Source organism: Haematobacter missouriensis (assembly GCF_000740775.1).
Classification (GTDB): domain Bacteria; phylum Pseudomonadota; class Alphaproteobacteria; order Rhodobacterales; family Rhodobacteraceae; genus Haematobacter; species Haematobacter missouriensis.
Genome location: NZ_JFGS01000003.1, coordinates 1 through 13,502 on the forward strand (window position 1 = coordinate 1; position 13,502 = coordinate 13,502).

Sequence of the window (13,502 nt, forward strand, 5' to 3'; positions counted from 1 at the left end):
CCTGGCCGGATAACCTCGGAATCTGCAAGGGACCCACGGGGGGCAGGTCAATGCTCAGCCTGACTCAGAAGTTGGAGCCTCCGAAAAACCGCGCGGTTCAGCTTTTTGTCCTTCACGATTGGCTCACCGATCAAATTTGTGGTGCAGTCAAACAGCTGAACTGGTCCCCGTTTCGGCGGATACCCCTGCTTGGAGGACCTGAGCTTATGCGGGAGCATATGCTTATGATAACGTAGATATCACTCCGAGGGCGAGCTTCCGTGCCACTGGAGCGCGGCGGAGAAGTTGCCGGAGACGCGGAAGGTTGTGAGTCTGACATTCGGATGATGTCTTTCAGAAGCAAGCACTATAGTTGAGACCATGTCTTCACCTCTCCCCATACCCCTGCGCAGTGGTCGCGTGCATGAAGCCTTCGGGCCGCTTTCGGCGGCTTTTGCCGCTGTTCTCGGCGCTTTGGGCAAGCGGCCTGTCCTTTGGGTGCGGGAGGCATGGGCACCCGCCCAGGTGACGCCGGAAGGTTTGCGGACGCTTATTGATCCGCGGCGCCTTTTGCTGGCCCGTGGTGACGATCAGGTGGAAACCCTGGCTATCGCAGAAGAAGCATTGAAGGATGGGGTCATACCCATGGTGGTGGTTGAGATCACCCGACCGCTCAATCTGCGTGAGGGGCGGCGGTTGCAGCTCGCGGCGCAGGCGGGGGAAGCAACGGGTCTGTGTCTGATCCCGGAAGGTATGGGCAGCAATGCGGCGGAGACGCGATGGCATTGCGGCCCGGTATTCGATCCCGCTCCTTCTGGGCCAATGTTGAGGGGGCCCGCCTCTGGCAATCCTGTGGACTCGACTCTCATGAGGTGGGAGCTTATTAAGAACAAAAAGGGAACAATTGGGGTGTGGCATGTTCGATGGGATGCAAAGGCGCATCGTCTCGATATGGTTTCCCCGGCTGGCGACTGACCGGGCGCTCCGCTATCACCCGGTGGAGGGGCCGTTCGTCGTTTCCCAGCGACTCAACAACACCGACTTCATTCATTGTCTCAATCCTCTGGCAGAGCGCGCGGGGTTATCGCGCGGTATGACATTGGCGGATGCGAGGGCTTTTTGCCCTCCGCTGGTGAGCGTGAGTGCCGACCAGGCGGGGGAACACCGTTTGCTCTGTGCCTTGCGTCGTTGGGCGCTCCGTTACTGCCCTTGGGTTGGGTTGGAGGAGCCAGACGGGCTGGTGCTCGACATCACCGGTTCCGCGCATCTTGCCGGCGGGGAGGGCCGGTTGTTGTCCGATATGCGGGAGCGGTTGGGAGGAGCCGGGTTCGACCTGCGGATGGGTCTGGGAGATACGCGCGGGGCGGCCTGGGCGCTGGCGCATTATGGTGAAGGGTTGGCGGCTCCCGGCAATACCCTTGCTGCTCTGGCGGATCTGCCGGTTGCCGCGCTGCGGATCAGCGAGGAGCATTCCGTGTCGCTTCAACGGCTGGGCTTGGGGCGGATCGGCGTGCTGGCCGGGGCGCCCCGTGCTCCACTGGCCCGACGTTTCGGCCCGGAACTGTTGGATCTGCTGGACCGCGCACTCGGGCAACAGGCGGAAGCGGTCAATCCCTTGGCGGAGCCTCCACATTTCGCTGTACGCCTGACGCTGCCGGAACCCATTGGCAGGACAGAGGACGTGATGGCGGGACTTTTCCGCCTGCTGGACCGGTTGTGCGACAAGCTGCGCGGACAGGAAGCCGGCGCGCGGGAGCTGCGGCTGACACTCCGGCGAGTGGATGGAAACGCGGTGCACGTGGATCTTCGGCTTGCCGCTGCCATGCGGGATGCAGGGCGGATTCAGCCCTTGTTCACCCGTGGGGTGGAGGGCGTGAATGCCGGGTTCGGCATCGATCAGCTGCGGCTGGAGGCGACGCTGGTCGAGCCGCTGCCCCTGCAACAGATCGGAGAGAGAACGGCGGCGACGGACCGGCTGAATGCGCTGGTAACCCGCATCGGCGCGCGGATCGGTCTTGAGAACATCCTGTGCTTCCGTCCGGTTGACAGCCATATCCCTGAGCGGAGTTTTGCGCTCGTACCCTTTACCGAGGCGCCGCCGATGCAGGAGCCATGGCCGGAGCCTCCCCGCCCTCGTCCACTGATCCTGTTCCCGCCGGAGCCGATTCTTGCGAGCGGCTCAACGCCGCCGGAAACCTTCCGCTGGCGCGGCCTTTGTCTGACGACGGGGAGGGCCACCGGACCGGAACGGATCGCGCCGGAATGGTGGGTGGAAGATGAGAACTGGCGCTCAGGCGTCCGGGACTACTGGCGGGTGGAAACCCTTGAGGGGCGCCGCCTGTGGCTGTTCCATACCCCGCAGGCACCTGGATGGTTCGTTCAGGGGATTTTCTCATGACGCCGCGCGGGACGACCTTTCCCGACCGGATACCCGGCCTTCCGGTACATTGCGGGGGGCCATCCCCTGTCGCAGGCGGTCCCGGGGCGGATGACAGCGAAGGCAGCTATCTGGCGGTGACCTCCCCCCGAGGATGTGCTGCCAGATCCCGTGCCTGCAGGATGCCTGCGATCAGGGAGACCGGCCCTGAACGACGTTCGCAGTCCCGACATGACGGCGGGCCTGACATAACGGCGGCCCTGACATGATAGTGGGCCCGACATGAGTGGGGGGCCGACTGTCCGGCACGGGTTGAAGCGCGGGAAGCACACCGGGCCTCGAAGGCTTCCGCAGCAGGGGGTCGAACCTTCCGGCCTGACAGACCACGCGTCTTCACCGGGCCAAGGCAACACGGCTGCACCCTTGTCCCCCGGCCCGAAGGTGGGGGAGCCGTCCCTTCGGAAGTCCGGAACCCCGCGTTACGCCGAACTCTGTGCCATGACGAATTTCACCTTCCTGACCGGTGCCTCTCACCCCGAAGAGATGGTTTTACGGGCCGCGGAGCTGGGGCTGGAGGCTCTCGCCGTCACGGATCGCAATTCTCTGGCCGGCGTCGTGCGCGCCTGGACCGCCCTGCGCAACCTGCGAGAAGCGGCCGAGGAAGCCCTTGCCGTACGGTCAGACAGACTGGTGGATACCTGCTCCCGGCAGGATGTCGGACATCAGCCCCCGCTCCGCCATCGGGTTCTGTCCGCTTTGCCGAAGCTTATCGTGGGCGCGCGGCTGGTGCTGACCGACTGCCCGGTGGAATGGGTGGCCCTGCCGATTGACCGGGCGGCCTATGGGCGGCTGACCCGGCTTCTCACCCTTGGGAAGGGTCGCACAGTGAAGGGAAAATGTGATTTGCGCCTCGCCGATCTGGAGGCGGGAGGGGAGGGGATGATCCTCATCGCCCTGCCCCGGGAAGAGGAGGAAAGCCTGCCCATCCTATCGCGTCTTCACGGGCGCTTCCCGGGGTTTGTCCATGTCGGTGCCGTGCCGCGATATGATGGGTCGGACCAGCAGTGGTTCGACAGTTGTGCCCGTCTTTCGGAGCAGTCCGGTGCGCCGATGGTGGCGGCGGGGGATGTGCTCATGCATCACGGACGGCGGCGGCCGCTCGCAGATGTGCTGACCTGCCTGCGGGAAGGATTGACCATCGACAGGATCGGTACCCGCGCGCTCCCCAATGCGGAACGTCGGTTGAAAGGGGCTGCCGATGTGGCGAGGCTTTACCGGCGCTATCCCGAGGCGCTCCACCGCACGCTGGAGATCGCGGCCCGCTGCCGTTTCGACCTGAAGGAACTCGCGCAGGACTATCCCGATGAAAGCGACTGCGGGGAGGATCCGCAGACCAGGCTGGAACGGCTGGCGCGGGAAGGGCTGTCCCGCCGCTGCCCGGAAGGGGTTCCAGAGGACTACCTCGCCCTGCTGGACAAGGAGCTCGCGGTGGTCGCAGAGCTCGAATATGCCGCGTATTTCCTTACAGTTCAGGACATCGTGCGTTGGGCGCGGTCAAAGGACATCCTGTGCCAGGGGCGGGGGTCGGCCGCGAATTCCATCATCTGCTGGGCGCTCGGGATCACCGATGTCAGCCCGAAGATGATCGGCATGGTCTTTGAGCGCTTCATCTCCCGTCACCGCAAGGAACCCCCGGATATCGACGTCGATTTCGAGCATGAGCGGCGGGAGGAAGTGATCCAGTGGATCTATGATAAATACTCTCGCGCCCGTGCGGCGCTCTGCGCCACGGTGATCCATTTCCGTACCCGCGCCGCGATCCGCGAAGTGGGCAAGGTGATGGGGCTGTCGCAGGATGTGACCGCAGCCCTCTCCGGCCAGATCTGGGGCACGTCCAACGAAGGCGCCGGAGCGGAGCGGATGCGTGAGGTGGGGCTGAACCCGTCCGACAGACGGCTCATGCTCACCATCGGGCTGATCCGGGAGATCATCGGCTTCCCCCGCCATCTGTCGCAGCATGTGGGCGGTTTCGTCATCACCCGCGGGCGGCTCGATGAGCTTTGCGCCATCGAAAACGCCGCGATGCCGGATCGCACCTGCATCGAATGGGACAAGGACGATATCGACACTCTCCGCATCCTCAAGGTCGATGTTCTGAGCCTTGGAATGCTCACCTGCATCCGCAAGGCGTTCAAGCTTCTCTCCGATCATGAGAACATTTCCCATACGCTGGGCAGCGTGCCGCAGGAGGATGGCAGGACTTACGGAATGCTCCAGCGCGCCGATGCGGTCGGTGTCTTTCAGGTGGAAAGCCGCGCGCAGATGAACTTCCTGCCCCGGATGAAACCCAAGACATTCTATGATCTGGTGATCGAAGTGGCCATTGTCCGCCCCGGTCCGATTCAGGGCGGCATGGTGAAACCCTATATCCGCCGTCGCATGGGGCTGGAAGCGGCGGAGCCTTTCGGCCCGGATCTGGCAGAGGTGACGGCGAAGACGCTGGGTGTGCCACTTTTTCAGGAGCAGGCGCTTCGGATCGCCATGGTCGGTGCGGGCTATTCGGCGGAGGAGGCTGACAAGCTCCGCCGCTCGCTCGCCTCCTTCCGTCGCATGGGTACGATCGCTGAGCACCGAGAGCGATTCGTCACCGGGATGGAAAAGAATGGCTATGCCCGGGAGGTGGCGGCACGTTGCTTCAGTCAGATCGAAGGCTTCGCGGATTACGGCTTTCCCGAAAGTCATGCCGCAGCCTTTGCCATGCTCACCTATGTGTCGGCCTGGCTGAAATGCCGTTATCCCGCCATCTTCACTTGTGCACTGCTGAACAGCCAGCCCATGGGGTTCTATGCGCCCGCGCAACTTGTGCGCGACGCCCGGGAACATGGGGTGGAGGTGCGGCCCGTCTGCGTCAACCATAGCACATGGGACAACAGGCTGCAGAAGCGGCCCGACGGAACCTTTGCCCTGCGGCTTGGTTTCCGGCAGATAAAGGGCTTCCGCAAAGCAGATGCGGAGGCCATCGCCGCTGCCCGCGGCAACGGTTACCCCGATCCGGAGAGCCTTTGGCTCCGCGCCCGGATCGCCCCCGCCGTGCTGGAACGGCTGGCGGAGGCCGATGCCTTCATCGGCATGGGCCTGAACCGGCGGGATGCGCTCTGGGCGGTGCGGGCCATCCGCGCCCCCGAGCCGCTGCCGCTCTTTGCCGACCCGCTGGATGGCGAGGGGCATCGGGAGCCGCCGGTGGCCCTGCCCGCCATGCATGAGGGGGAGGAGGTGGTGGAGGATTACGTGGCCACCCGCCTTACCCTGCGTACGCATCCCGTGGCCCTCCTTCGCTCCGCGCTTCAGGGGGTGACGCCACATGGGGATTTGGTAGCAACGCCGCTCCGATGGGTGTCGGTCTGTGGTCTTGTCATCACCCGGCAGCGGCCCGCCACCGCTTCCGGCGTGATCTTCCTGACGCTGGAGGATGAAACCGGGGTTTCCAACATCGTGGTGTGGAAGCGGACTTTCGAGCGGTTCCGCCGTGTCGTGATGGGCGGCCGGCTCATCCGCGTGAGGGGGCGAGTGGAGCGGGAAGGAGCGGTCGTGCACGTGATCGCGGAACAGCTGGAGGATCTTTCCCACCGGCTCACGGAACTCGGCCATCCACTCGAAGGGGTGGTGGGCGAACCTGCCGCTCCCGCCGACAGCGCGCCCCGGCCCGTCCGTCCACCCCGCCCGACCGCCCGGCACCCGAGGGAGCAGACCAAACGCCTGTTCCCAAGCCGGGATTTCCATTGATTGCAGCCTCCCTCTCCAGGATCCGCAATCTCTGTTCATCCGCATTCACCGAAGTCCCGGCAGCATCGGGAATCCTTGCTTGCAGGAAACGGGTAGCCAGCAACCCCGCAGGTTCCAGGGATTGCTGGCAAGCGATTGTTGGCGGGTGAGAGCATCTTAGCAGGCTGCTGAAAAAGACCTGCAGGTCCGCGATGGAACGAGAATTGTCCGCTCTCTGACGGAATTCCTCAAAAATTCACGCATCTCGAATCATTCCGGGCTTATTTTCCGACTTCCAGAGCCTGGATATGACACTTCAGAGCTTTTTCGGCAGCGTGGTAGCGTGAGAGGATGATGCAGCACGGTCCCCTGTTCTCCAGCACCCTTCTGCTTGGGGCAGCCGAGTCGGCTGACACTGGCGGCTCCCGTCTGTTTCCCTATTGGAGCTTCACGAAGACCGTCATCGCGATCTGCGCCCTCATGCTGGCGGAAAGGGGTGTGGTCGATCTGGACGAAGCTCTCCCGCGGCAGTCTTTTACCCTGCGCCAGCTTCTGAACCATACCGCTGGCCTGCCCGACTACGGGACGCTTCCTGCCTATCATCAAGCCGTGTGAAACAATGATGAGCCATGGGCGCGTGACGATCTGCTCCGGGAAACGATGATGCAGGGCATGCTGTTCCCGCCGGGCGGGGGCTGGCGCTATTCGAATGTCGGCTACATGCTTGCGCGTGAGCGTATCGAGGAAGCTGCCGGATCCGCTTTCCCCGATATGGTGGAAAGCATGATCGCTGGGCGACTTGGGCTCAAAACCCTTTCCCTCGCGACGACCCGGGAACAGTTCTCATATGTGCATTGGGAAGGGGCGCAGCGCTACCATCCGGGCTGGGTCTATCACGGCTGCCTCATCGGGACTGCACGGGAAGCAACACTGTTGTTGCATGCTCTCTTTACCGGACAGCTTCTGAACGAAGCATCGTTTCGGCAGATGCTGAGCCATGTGCCGCTTGGCGGCGCGCTCGAAGGGCGCCCCTGGACCGACTGTGGATATGGCCTTGGCCTCATGACCGGAAGGATGGGATCTGTCGGCAGGGCCATAGGGCACTCGGGCGGCGGGCCCGTCGGTGTGAACGCCGTCTATCATTTTCCGGACCTGCCCGAGCCAGTCACGGTTGCCACCTTCGCCGATAGCCATGATGAGGGCCGGGCCGAGTTTGCGGCCGTGAGGAACAGCGGCAGACGGCAGCCGAAGTGAACTCTTTCTTTTCGGCCCATAGGGATGCCGTATTCCGGGGAGAGCCCTTTCGGTCGCAGTGGAGATCGGCGATGATCACGGAGAGCCGCCGGAGATCCGACTGAAGGAGGAGCACCATGGCCCCGCAAAGCTGTGTGATCGTGGGAGCAGGTCCGGCGGGCATGATGCTGGGCTATCTTCTGGCCCGCGCCGGTATTCCGGTGACGGTGGTGGAGAAGCATCCCGACTTTCTGCACGATTTCCGCGGCGACACGATCCATCCTTCCACCCTGGAAGCCTTTGCCGATCTGGGCCTGCTCGAAGATTTCCTGAAGATCCCGCATCAGAAGGCGCCAGTGCTTCAGGCAGAGATCGGGGGCGTGCAAACGAAGATCGCCGACTTCTCCCGGATTCCTGCGCGTTGCCGGTTCATCGCCTTCATGCCGCAATGGGACTTTCTCGACTTCCTCGCTCGCCGGTCAGCGGCTCTCCCCTGTTTCCGCCTGATGATGGGGGTAGAAGTCTTGGGGCTTGTGCAATCCGACGGACAAATCCGGGGTATCCGCATCCGGGAGGAGGGTGTGGAGCGCGAGATGCCGGGCGATCTGGTCATCGGTGCCGATGGGCGGAATTCCGTCACGCGACGCGATGCGGCGCTTCCCGTCACGGATTTCGGTAGTCAGGTGGATGTGCTCTGGCTGCAGCTTTCGCGGCGGGACGGGGATCCGGTCCTGACCATGAGCCACGCCGGGCCGCAACAGGGCCTCGTCCTGATAGACCGGGGGGATTACTGGCAATGCGGATACGTGATCCGCAAGGGCAGCTACGATGATCTGAAGGCCCGCGGCCTGCCTGCGTTCCGGGAAAGCCTCGCGGCTCTCGCACCACTTCCCCCGGACCGGTTCGAGGAAATCCGGGACTGGGATCAGGTGCATCTGCTGTCCGTTCGTATGGACAGGCTCGAACGCTGGTGGCGGCCGGGGCTGCTCTGCATCGGGGATGCGGCCCATGCCATGTCACCGATCGGCGGGTTCGGAGTGAACCTTGCCGTGCAGGATGCGATCGCGGCGGCGAATATCCTTGCGGCCCCGCTTGGTGAGGGGCGAGTAAGCCCCGATGATCTTGCTCGTGTGGAGCGTCGTCGCCGCTTTCCGACCCGCGCCACGCAGAAGCTGCAACTGATGATGCGCCGCAAGCGGCCTGTGACTGCCGGGGAGAGTGCGGCTGCCACCCCGGAAAAATCTTCCGGCCCCCCGAAATTCCTGCGAGTCATCGGACGCTGGCCCGCATTGAGCCATCTTGCCGGACGCCTGGTGGGGCTTGGTTTCCGGCCGGAGCGGGTGCGCATATAGCGTGCCCACGGATTTCCTGCAGTTGCGCTCCTAGCGGACAGGGAAGTCCAGTCGGAACATCGCACCACCATCCAGCGTGTTCCCGCAGGTCAGATCTGCCTCAAGCTGATCGCTGTAGATCGACAGGATCCGCATACCCAAACCATGACGTGCGGTCGGGTCGAAGTTGGGGGGAAGACCAGGCCCATTGTCCGAAACGGAGAGAAGAAGCCGCCCCTCTCCCTCCGCGGCAAGGGCGACTTCGACAATCGGCAGACGCTCCTTTCCGGCATGCTTGATCGCATTGCCGACAAGTTCGGCCATGACCTGTCCGAGCGCAGTCGCGGCATTGACGGAAAGAAGCATCTCCTTCGGCACAAGGATCTCCGCCCGTACCGTTCCGGTCAGCGCCCGGTCAAGATCGGCGAGCAGGCCGGAGGCAAAAGCTGCCAGAGGCAGATGGTCGGATTCCGGATCGCGATAGAGCTGGTCGTGAACGCGGGCGAGGGTGGCGATTCGGCTTGCGGCCTGCGCCACGGCCTCGCGCAAGGCGGGGTCGGTATGGTTCCGGGCCTGCAGGTTCAGCAATCCGATGACAGCGGCGAAACTGTTTTTCACGCGGTGGTCGATCTCGGCCAGCAAAACCTTCTGGCGTGCCAGCGCGGTATCTTTTTCCGCGACTTCGCGCGCCAGCGCCGCCGCCTGTTCCTCCAGCATCCGGCGTGCATTGACGGTCTCGGTCACATCGCGGGAGGAGGCGAGGATCAGACTGACTTCCCCCATCGGGTCGCGAACCGGTGTCACGGTGACCGACCACCACCGGGGGGTTCCCTTGGCGGTCGGACAAAAAGCCTCGAATTCCGTCAGCTTGCCATCCCGGGCAGCCGCCAGCGCGGTTTCCAGCGTCTCCCTGGCTTCCAGTGGCCACATATTGGTCCACCGCAACCCGGCCACGGTGCCGAAGTCCTCGATCTCCATGGCGCACATGCCATTTTCACTCATGAAGGACACGCGTCCCTCGAGATCGATGAGCTTGATGCAATCCGGCGAGGCCCCGAGAATGCCAAGCGCAAATCCCGGCAGACCGCTCCCCATCAGGTCGAGGGCTCTGCGCGCCAGCATCTCCTTGTCGGAGGCGGGTGTGGCGTTCACCGACCGACCCCGCATGAAGCCGGGCTTCCGTGGTGGCTTGTCAGTTTGGCAAACATGGGGTTGCGGCAGAAATCCGGCATGAGCCCTCCCCCGGACAGGCGCAAGATGCGCTATCGGCTAGAGCAATGTAGGCGCTTTGGAGCGGGGGGGCAACGTGACATCCTGATTCACAGGCGGGAATACAGTGTCAACGGACGGATTCAATGGGTCCATCCGCGCGACCGTGGATGAATTGCTGCAGATAGGGGTCGTCCGCCGCGTCCATCTGCTCCACTGGCCCAGTCCAGCGGATCAGCCCGTCGTGCAACATGGCGACCGTGTCCGCGATGGCTCGGACGCTGGTCATGTCATGCGTGATTGTCATGGCGGTCGCGCCCATTTCGCTCACGATCTCGCGGATTAGATCGTTGATGACGCCGGACATGATCGGATCGAGGCCGGTGGTGGGCTCATCGAAGAAGATGATCTCGGGCTCCGCGGCAATGGCGCGGGCAAGGCCCACGCGCTTCTGCATGCCGCCTGAAAGCTCAGCCGGGAAAAGATCCGCTGTTTCCGGCTTCAGGCCGACACGGCGGAGCTTCTCGATGGCGATTTCGCGTGCTTCCGCCTTGGGGCGCTTCAGGGAGCCGCGCAGCAGACGAAAAGCGACGTTCTGCCAAACCGTAAGGCTGTCGAACAGCGCGCCACCCTGAAAAAGCATGCCGAACCTGGCAAGGAAGGCGTCGCGATCCCCCTCCGTCACGTCATGGCCATCCACCTTGATGTCGCCGCTATCAGGGGTAACGAGGCCGAGCACGCATTTCAGCAGCACCGACTTGCCCGTGCCCGATCCGCCGATGATGACCATGCTCTTGCCTTTGGGGACAGAGAGGTTCACACCGCGCAGAACATGCTTCGGCCCAAAGGATTTCTTCAGCTCGGTGATCTCGATCATATCGGTCATGAGGCGAAGAAGAACTCCGTCAGAACATAATTGGAAGCGAGGATCAGGATGGAGGCGGCGACCACTGCGGATTTTGTCGCCCCGCCCACGCCCTGTGCACCTCGGCCGGAATTCATGCCGTAGTAGCAGCCGACCACCGCAATCAGGAAGCCGAACACCGCGCCTTTGACAAGTCCGGAGCCGATGTCCCAGCCCTGAAGGAAGTTCCATGTGTTGTGCAGATAGGTCGCACCGTTGAAGCCAAGCCGGGTCACGCCGACCAGATAGCCGCCCATGATCCCGATGATGTCGCCGATCCCCACCAGCACCGGCACGGACAGCGTGGCGGCGAGCACACGGGGGACGGTCAGATATTTAATCGGATTGGTGGACAGCGTCGTCAGCGCGTCAATTTGCTCCGTCACCTTCATCGTGCCGATCTCCGCCGCGATGGAGGAGGCGACACGCGCGGCCACCATCAGCCCGCCCAGCACCGGGCCGAGTTCCCGTGTCATGCCGATGGCTACGATGGAGGGAACGACCGAGGAGGCATTGAACCGCGAGCCGCCCGCATAGATCTGGAGGGCGAGAGCGCCGCCCGTGAACAGCGCCGTCAACCCGACGACGGGCAGGCTGAGGTAGCCAATGGCAAGGAGTTGCTGCGCGAACTCGCGAAAGTAGAACGGCGGGCGAAAAAGATGGCTCACAGTCTGGGCCGCATAGATCGCGACCTGCCCGATGGAGGTCAGCAGCGACAGCACCATCCGTCCAAGGGTGGCGAGTGGAGAGAGCAGGATCATCAGCGCGTCTCCCTGTAGGTCCGGCGATAGCGGGGGCCAAGCGAGGTCAGCACCTCATAGCCGATGGTGCCGATCACCTCTGCCAACTGGTCGGGCGTCTGGCTCGGGCCAAGGATGTCGAGATAGCCCGGCATCTCGTCCAGATGCGACACGTCGGCAGTGATGAGATCCATGGAGACACGCCCGATGAGCGGGCAGGGCACGTCGCCCGCCCAGAGCGTTCCCTGGCCCGACAGCCGCCGGCTCAACCCGTCGGCGTAACCCGCGGCGACGGTAGCGATGAGCGTCGGCGCTGTTGCCTGCCAGGTTGCGGAGTATCCTACGATTTCCCCCGGCTCCACCGCGCGGATCTGCACCACGGGCAGCGACAGGCGAACTGTCTGGTTGGCCTCCGTAAAGGGCAGGCCGCCATAAAGACCGATGCCGGGGCGGGTGAGTTCGAAATGGTAGTCGGGGCCGAGCAGGATGCCGCCCGTCGCGGCCAGCGACCGGGGCAGGCCGGTGCCATCCGTCATGCGGCGGAAACTGTCGAGCTGCGCGCGGTTCATAGGATGATCCGGCTCATCGGCGCAGGCGAGGTGCGACATCACGAAATCCGGCCCCTGCGCAACGGCGAGGCTGGCAACGGCCGCCCATTCCCCGGGTTCCAGTCCAAGCCGGTTCATGCCGGTGTCGAGCTGGATGCCGAAAGGATGACCGGGCAGCGCCTCGAAATGCCGGGTGAGCTGGTCAAGCGAATTCAGCATCGGCGTCAGTTCGGCTTCCGCGATCAGCCGGGTATCGCCCTCCATGTGTCCGCCGAGCACGCAGACCTGCGGACCGGGGCCGAGCGCCTGCCGCACCCGCGCGCCTTCTTCCGTCATCGCGACGAAGAACCGCCGCGCCCCGGCGCGTGCGAGGGTCCGCGCCACCCGGTCGGCGCCGAGCCCGTAGGCGTCGGCCTTCACGACCGCGCCCGTCTGGGTCTGGGGGGAGGATGCCTGATCGAGCGCCCGCCAATTCGCGGCGATCGCGTCGAGATCAATGGAGAGGATGCCGCTTGCCATGGCGGTTGTTTCGGCTGGCCCTCCGCGAAGGTCAAGGGGCAAGGCACCACAGGCGGTTGACCTTGGCGCAGACGGGCGACAGCTTTGCCGCACTTTCGCGGCGGAAAAGGGGCAGGGCATGGAACGGAACGATGAACGGCTGGAGGGCGCCTGCCACTGTGGCAAGGTGCGTTTCAGCGTACGGCTTGCGGGCGGGCTGAACGCGGCCAGACGCTGCGATTGTTCCATTTGCGCGATGCGCGGTGCAGTAACTCTTTCGACGCGGCTGGCGGATTTCACCCTTCTGGGGGGCGCGGAGGTGCTGCGCACCTACCGGTTCAACACCGGGGTCGCGGAGCATCATTTCTGCGGAAACTGCGGGATCTATACGCATCACAAAAGGCGTTCCAACCCGGATCAATTCGGTGTGAATGCCGCCTGTCTGGGAATCAGCCCGTTCGATTTTGCCGAAGTTCAGGTGAACGACGGAGTTCATCACCCCGCGGACGGCAGTGAAAGCCGGGTGGTGGGTGTGCTGCGTTTCGAGCGCCTCTGAGCGCTTTGATGTGAGGCGAGGCGTGCCAGGGATCGTGCGAGCGGTGCACCGGTCCGCCTGCAGGTCTTCTTCGGCGAGCGGATTGGCCTTAGCAGCGACAAGGGCTGCGGCTCTCCGAGCTTCCAGACTGCCAACTCCCAGTGAGGCCCGCCCCCGGAAGGTCGCACCGAAAGTGCGACCTAAGCAGAACAGTCTCCCTTGAGGTCAGGTTGCTGCCCTCAAGCGCAGGTTGACGGCGCTTTGACCAAACGGGAGAGCTTCGCTGCCACGCTGCCACGCTGCCACGCTGCCACGCTGCCACGCTGCCACGCTGCCACGCTGCCACGCTGCCACGCTGCCACGCTGCCACGCTGCCACGCTGCCAC

The 13,502-nt window shown here is 63.9% G+C and carries 8 protein-coding genes and 1 pseudogene; 5 read left to right on the plus strand and 4 right to left on the minus strand.

Annotation, left to right across the window (positions count from 1 at the left end):
• The first annotated feature begins 895 nt into the window (after window positions 1–895).
• From CG51_RS04045 to CG51_RS04060, 4 genes and pseudogenes are all read left to right on the plus strand, one after another.
• Window positions 896–2,377 (plus strand): Y-family DNA polymerase, encoded by a 1,482-nt coding sequence (locus tag CG51_RS04045; RefSeq protein WP_084695029.1) that lies wholly within the window; start codon window positions 896–898, stop codon window positions 2,375–2,377.
• Window positions 2,378–2,854: 477 nt separating this feature from the next.
• Complete coding sequence (locus CG51_RS04050) at window positions 2,855–6,139, plus strand: error-prone DNA polymerase (protein WP_035742219.1); 3,285 nt, start codon at window positions 2,855–2,857, stop codon at window positions 6,137–6,139.
• 333 nt (window positions 6,140–6,472) lie between these two features.
• Window positions 6,473–7,372 (plus strand): annotated as a pseudogene (locus tag CG51_RS04055) (serine hydrolase domain-containing protein).
• A 116-nt stretch (window positions 7,373–7,488) separates the two neighbouring features.
• The gene (locus CG51_RS04060) at window positions 7,489–8,703 is read left to right on the plus strand and encodes an FAD-dependent oxidoreductase (RefSeq protein ID WP_035742222.1); all 1,215 of its coding nucleotides are present in this window, start codon (window positions 7,489–7,491) and stop codon (window positions 8,701–8,703) included.
• A 30-nt stretch (window positions 8,704–8,733) separates the two neighbouring features.
• On the opposite strand, the gene CG51_RS04065 is transcribed toward CG51_RS04060, so the two are convergent.
• From CG51_RS04065 to alr, 4 genes are all read right to left on the minus strand, one after another.
• The gene (locus CG51_RS04065) at window positions 8,734–9,834 is read right to left on the minus strand and encodes a sensor histidine kinase (protein ID WP_158212547.1); all 1,101 of its coding nucleotides are present in this window, start codon (window positions 9,832–9,834) and stop codon (window positions 8,734–8,736) included.
• Window positions 9,835–10,021: 187 nt separating this feature from the next.
• Window positions 10,022–10,777 carry an ABC transporter ATP-binding protein gene (locus CG51_RS04070; protein ID WP_416171661.1) on the minus strand — a complete coding sequence of 252 codons (756 nt, stop codon included), beginning with the start codon at window positions 10,775–10,777 and terminating at the stop codon, window positions 10,022–10,024.
• On the minus strand, window positions 10,774–11,556 hold the full coding sequence (locus CG51_RS04075; protein ID WP_084695031.1) for an MlaE family ABC transporter permease: 783 nt from the start codon (window positions 11,554–11,556) through the stop codon (window positions 10,774–10,776). The genes CG51_RS04070 and CG51_RS04075 overlap by 4 nt, the downstream gene beginning before the upstream one ends.
• Window positions 11,556–12,602 (minus strand): alanine racemase, encoded by a 1,047-nt coding sequence (alr, locus tag CG51_RS04080; protein WP_035742228.1) that lies wholly within the window; start codon window positions 12,600–12,602, stop codon window positions 11,556–11,558. Before alr ends, CG51_RS04075 begins: the two co-directional genes overlap by 1 nt.
• A gap of 118 nt (window positions 12,603–12,720) precedes the next feature.
• Between alr and CG51_RS04085 the strand changes: the two genes are divergently transcribed.
• The gene (locus tag CG51_RS04085) at window positions 12,721–13,137 is read left to right on the plus strand and encodes a GFA family protein (RefSeq protein ID WP_035742230.1); all 417 of its coding nucleotides are present in this window, start codon (window positions 12,721–12,723) and stop codon (window positions 13,135–13,137) included.
• Window positions 13,138–13,502: the final 365 nt, after the last annotated feature.

Coding starts and splice junctions, on each gene's coding strand:
- CG51_RS04075 (WP_084695031.1), bottom strand. CDS start 11,556: ATGATCCTGCTCTCTCCACTCGCCACCCTTGGACGGATGGTGCTGTCG.
- CG51_RS04070 (WP_416171661.1), bottom strand. CDS start 10,777: ATGACCGATATGATCGAGATCACCGAGCTGAAGAAATCCTTTGGGCCG.
- CG51_RS04050 (WP_035742219.1), top strand. CDS start 2,855: ATGACGAATTTCACCTTCCTGACCGGTGCCTCTCACCCCGAAGAGATG.
- alr (WP_035742228.1), bottom strand. CDS start 12,602: ATGGCAAGCGGCATCCTCTCCATTGATCTCGACGCGATCGCCGCGAAT.
- CG51_RS04085 (WP_035742230.1), top strand. CDS start 12,721: ATGGAACGGAACGATGAACGGCTGGAGGGCGCCTGCCACTGTGGCAAG.
- CG51_RS04045 (WP_084695029.1), top strand. CDS start 896: ATGTTCGATGGGATGCAAAGGCGCATCGTCTCGATATGGTTTCCCCGG.
- CG51_RS04060 (WP_035742222.1), top strand. CDS start 7,489: ATGGCCCCGCAAAGCTGTGTGATCGTGGGAGCAGGTCCGGCGGGCATG.